Consider the following 4063-nt stretch of genomic DNA (forward strand, 5'->3'; position numbering starts at 1 on the left):
GACCAGTCGATGGTCCGGCGGCAGGCGCGGCGGACGCGTTGCAGTCCGGGGACGGTCAGGCGCCCGGGCGCGGCGCGGGGGAGGCGGTCCGGGGAGTGGCGGCCCACGAGGCGAGCAGGCGCAGGCCCTCCTCGGAGGCGGACCCGGGCTCGGCCGTGAAGATGGTCAGGGTGAGACCCGGCTCGGCGGCCATCTCCAGACCCTCGTAGGCGAGCGTGAGGTCGCCGACGACCTGGTGGTGGAACCGCTTGGTGCCGCTGCCGTGGTGGCGCACGTCGTGGGCGCCCCAGCGGGTGCGGAACCCGTCGCTGCGGGTGGACAGCTCACCGACGAGGTCGTGCAGATCCTTGTCGTGCGGGTTGCGGCCCGCCTCGGTGCGCAGGATGGCGACGGTGATGTCGGCGGCCAGGTCCCAGTCGGGGTAGAAGCGGCGCGCGGCGGGGTCCAGGAAGGTGAAGCGCGCCAGGTTCGCCTGGTTGCCGGGAGTGGCGTAGACGTCGTCGTAGAAGGCGCGGGCGAGCTGGTTGGCGGCGACGATGTCCATGCGGCCGTTGCGGACGAACGCCGGCCCCGCCGTGACGGCGTCCAGCGCCCACTGCAGGCTCCGGTGCGGCTTCCACTGCCCCTTGGGGCGGCGGCGGGGACGGGTGAGGGCCTCGGTGCCGTCGGCGGCCTGAGCCAGGTTCAGCAGATGGGCGCGTTCGGCGTCGTCCAGCCGCAGCGCCCGGGCGAGCGCCTCCAGGACCGCCGGGGAGACGCCCGCGAGATTCCCGCGTTCCAGCTTGGCGTAGTACTCCACGCTCATGTCGGCCAGCGCCGCGACCTCCGTGCGGCGCAGCCCCGGCACCCGGCGCCGGGAACCCGGCGGCAGCCCCGCCCGCCCCGGAGTGATCTTCGCGCGCCGCGAGGTCAGGAACTCGCGGACCTCTTCACGGTTGTCCACACCTCGACGTTACGCGCTGCCCGCGGCCGCAGGCATGTACTGCCGGTACACCCTTCGACGGTGCCTCGCTACGCGCGCCGAGACGCGGTTACCTGGGAGGCGTGGTGCTCCCGCCGCAGGTCCAGCACGTGACGGCAGGGGCCCCGCGCCCGGCCCCAGCGTGGTTCGCCACCCGGCCCGCCGGGCAAAGGACCGCACTAGGCGCCCGCCCGCACCTCTCGCGCGGCCGCGCCGCGAAAGCAAAGGAACCTTCCCATGCGCGGAGCAGTGATCCACGCCCCCGGCGACATCCGTTTCGAGACCCTGGACGGCCCGAAGATCCTCCACCCCACCGACGCGGTCATCCGCACCGCGGTCACCTGCGTGTGCGGCTCGGACCTGTGGCCCTACCGCGGCGCCGAGCCGACCGACGCGGCGCATCCGATGGGCCACGAGTACGTCGGTTTCGTGGAGGAGGTCGGATCCGAGGTGACCTCGGTGAAGCCGGGCCAGTTCGTCGTCGGGTCGTTCGCGACCTCCGACAACACCTGCGCGAACTGCCGCAACGGCTTCCAGTCGAACTGCCTGAACCGGGAGTTCATGAGCACCTGCCAGGCCGACTACGTCCGCATCCCCAACGCCCAGGGAACCCTGGTGGCCACCGACGGCCCGCCCGACGAGAAGTTCTGGCCGGGGCTGCTGGCCGTCTCCGACGTGATGGGCACCGGCTGGTGGGCCGCCGACGCCGCCGAGGTCAGGCCCGGCTCCACCGCCGTGGTCGTCGGCGACGGCGCGGTCGGCCTGTGCGCGGTGATCGCCGCCCGGGAGATGGGCGCGGAGCGGATCATCGCCATGTCCCGGCACGAGCCCCGCCAGAAGCTCGCCCGCGCGTTCGGCGCGACCGACGTCGTCACCGAGCGCGGCGAGGAGGGCGTGGCCCGGATCAAGGAGCTGACCGGCGGGATCGGCGCCGACAGCGTGCTGGAATGCGTCGGCACCGCCGAGGCGATGCGCCAGGCCCTGCACGCGGCGCGGCCCGGCGGCGACGTCGGCTTCGTCGGCGTCCCCCACGGCGTCGAGCTCGACGGGCAGGAGCTGTTCTTCTCCCACGTCGGCCTGCGCGGCGGCCCCGCCCCCGTGCGCCGCTACCTGCCCGACCTGATCGACCTCGTCCTGACCGGCCGGATCGACCCGGGCCCCGTCTTCGACCTCACCCTCCCCCTCGACCAGGTCGCCGAGGGCTACCGGGCCATGGACGAGCGCCGCGCCGTCAAGGCACTGCTCCAGCCCTGACACCACCCGCAGACAAGGAACGGCCATGCAGATCACGCGAAGCACCATCGACACCGCCAAAGGCCCCGCGGACTGGTTCACCGGCGACGTCTACATCGACGCCGTCGCCGCGGCGCCCGCCCCGTCCCGCGTCAGCGCCAACCTGGTGCACTTCATGCCCGGGGCGCGCACCCACTGGCACCGCCACCCGCTGGGCCAGACCGTCTTCGTCACCGAAGGGATCGGCCTGTGCCAGCGCCGGGGCGGCCCCGTCGAGGTCATCCGGCCCGGCGACCGCGTGCTGTTCGAGGCCGACGAGGAGCACTGGCACGGCGCCGCACCCAACCGGCTCATGGTCCACCTGGCCATCAACGAAGGCGACGCCGACCACGACGTCGTCCACTGGCTGGCCCCCGTCACCGACGAGGAGTACGCCGCCGCCCCGCCCACCTGACCGTCCTCGTCACGAGAGGCACCTCATGAACCCGACCTACGACTTCACCGCCCAGGTCGCCTTCGTCACGGGCGCCTCCTCCGGCACGGGCCTGGCCGCCGCCCGCGCCGCCTACACGGCTCGGCCCTTCCGGGTCTGACCGTCTGACCAGGGGAGCCGGGACCAGCCCGCGACGGCGCACGAACCCAGTGGGTGAGGGGACGGCTCGGCCGGCCGCCTCTTCCCCCGCGCGGGGGAGCGGTCTCGGCCGCGGCGGGGAGGCCCCGCCCGCCCCGCCGCGGCCACGATCGTCGCCATGGCCACCACGCTCGCCGCACGCCTCTCGCCGCACGCCCTGGGGCGCCGCCTGCCCGCGGCCGCGCTCGCCTGGGTCACCGCCTACGGCGCCCTGCGCGCGTACTGGGCGGCGGGGCATCGGCCCCACGCCATGTCGCCCATCGGCACCGACCTCGTCGCCTTCACCGGATGGGCGGGCGCCGGCCTGTGCGGGGCCGCCGCTCTCGTGCTGGCGCTCCTCGCGTCCCCGCGCGCCGACCGCCTGCCCCGCGCCGCGCGCCTGGCCCTGGCGGGCGCGGCCTGGGCCGCAGCGGCGTGCCTGGTCGCCTCCGGCGCGATGCTCCTGCTGGACGCGGTCGGCGCGGTCCTGCCCGGCCTGGGCCTGGGGTTCTACCCGCTCGGCGCGCTGTCGCGGGCCGCGGTCGTCGCCGCCGGGGCCATGACGGCCCTGTCCGCCCGCGCCTACACCGCGCGCACCCGCACCGGACCGGCCTGCGGCGCCTGCGCGCGCCCCGCGGCCGCGGCCGGCGCCCTGCTCCGCACACCCGCCTGGGCGTACGCGGCCGCCTACCTCGCCGTCGCCGGATGCCTCACCCGCATCGCCGCCCAGGCCGTCGTCGGGTTCGCCGAGTCGCCGCTCGCCGCCGGCGCCTCGGCGATGCTGTTCGAGGCCGGGTTCGTGCTCGGCGGCTGCCTGCTGCCCCTCGCCCTCGTCCACTCCTTCGGGCGGACCTGGCCGCGCTGGGTGCCCGGCGCGGCCGGGCGCGGCGTCCCGCGCCGGCTGGTGCTGTGGCCCGGCGCCGCGATCTCCGCCGGCCTGGTCATCTACTTCGGGCTCATGCTGCTGCAGATGTCCTGGGAGCGGCTGCACGGCCGCAACCCGTTCCCGCCCGACGGCGGCCTCGCCCTGCCCGAGGCGTTCTTCTGGGTCGCCGTCCCCGCCTACTTCGCCTGGGGCGCCGGCATGGCCGCCGCCGCCCGCGCCTACGCCCGCCGCACCCGCACCCCCTGCCCGTCCTGCGGCCCAGCTCGCCCATCTCCTCGGCCGTCGTCCGCATGAGCGTCACGGTCGCCGCGGTCGTCGTCCGGCCCGCCGGGGGCGCCAGCGGCGGTCGCGCACCGGCCCGGTCAGAGGAGCC

At 75.7% G+C, this 4063-nt stretch carries 4 protein-coding genes; 3 read left to right on the forward strand and 1 reads right to left on the reverse strand.

The window, feature by feature from the left end; translation table 11 throughout:
• Positions 1-55 precede the first annotated feature (55 nt).
• Positions 56-943 carry a helix-turn-helix transcriptional regulator gene (locus AB0C69_RS39045; protein ID WP_360361184.1) on the reverse strand — a complete coding sequence of 296 codons (888 nt, stop codon included), beginning with the start codon at positions 941-943 and terminating at the stop codon, positions 56-58.
• A gap of 255 nt (positions 944-1198) precedes the next feature.
• Between AB0C69_RS39045 and AB0C69_RS39050 the strand changes: the two genes are divergently transcribed.
• From AB0C69_RS39050 to AB0C69_RS39060, 3 genes are all read left to right on the forward strand, one after another.
• Entirely contained in the window at positions 1199-2215 is a 1017-nt protein-coding gene (locus tag AB0C69_RS39050) for a zinc-dependent alcohol dehydrogenase family protein (RefSeq protein WP_360361187.1), read from the forward strand.
• 25 nt (positions 2216-2240) lie between these two features.
• On the forward strand, positions 2241-2648 hold the full coding sequence (locus AB0C69_RS39055) for a cupin domain-containing protein (RefSeq protein WP_360361190.1): 408 nt from the start codon (positions 2241-2243) through the stop codon (positions 2646-2648).
• A gap of 295 nt (positions 2649-2943) precedes the next feature.
• Positions 2944-3984: a hypothetical protein gene (locus tag AB0C69_RS39060; protein ID WP_360361193.1), complete on the forward strand. Its 1041-nt coding sequence runs from the start codon at positions 2944-2946 to the stop codon at positions 3982-3984.
• The last annotated feature ends 79 nt before the right edge of the window (positions 3985-4063 follow it).

Origin of the sequence: Actinomadura sp. NPDC048032 (genome assembly GCF_040653175.1) — a bacterium.
Lineage (GTDB): Bacteria > Actinomycetota > Actinomycetes > Streptosporangiales > Streptosporangiaceae > Spirillospora > Spirillospora verrucosospora.

What these genes read in the sequence shown, in the direction of transcription:
- AB0C69_RS39050 (WP_360361187.1), top strand. Translation starts at nt 1,199, where the DNA reads ATGCGCGGAGCAGTGATCCACGCCCCCGGCGACATCCGTTTCGAGACC.
- AB0C69_RS39060 (WP_360361193.1), top strand. Translation starts at nt 2,944, where the DNA reads ATGGCCACCACGCTCGCCGCACGCCTCTCGCCGCACGCCCTGGGGCGC.
- AB0C69_RS39055 (WP_360361190.1), top strand. Translation starts at nt 2,241, where the DNA reads ATGCAGATCACGCGAAGCACCATCGACACCGCCAAAGGCCCCGCGGAC.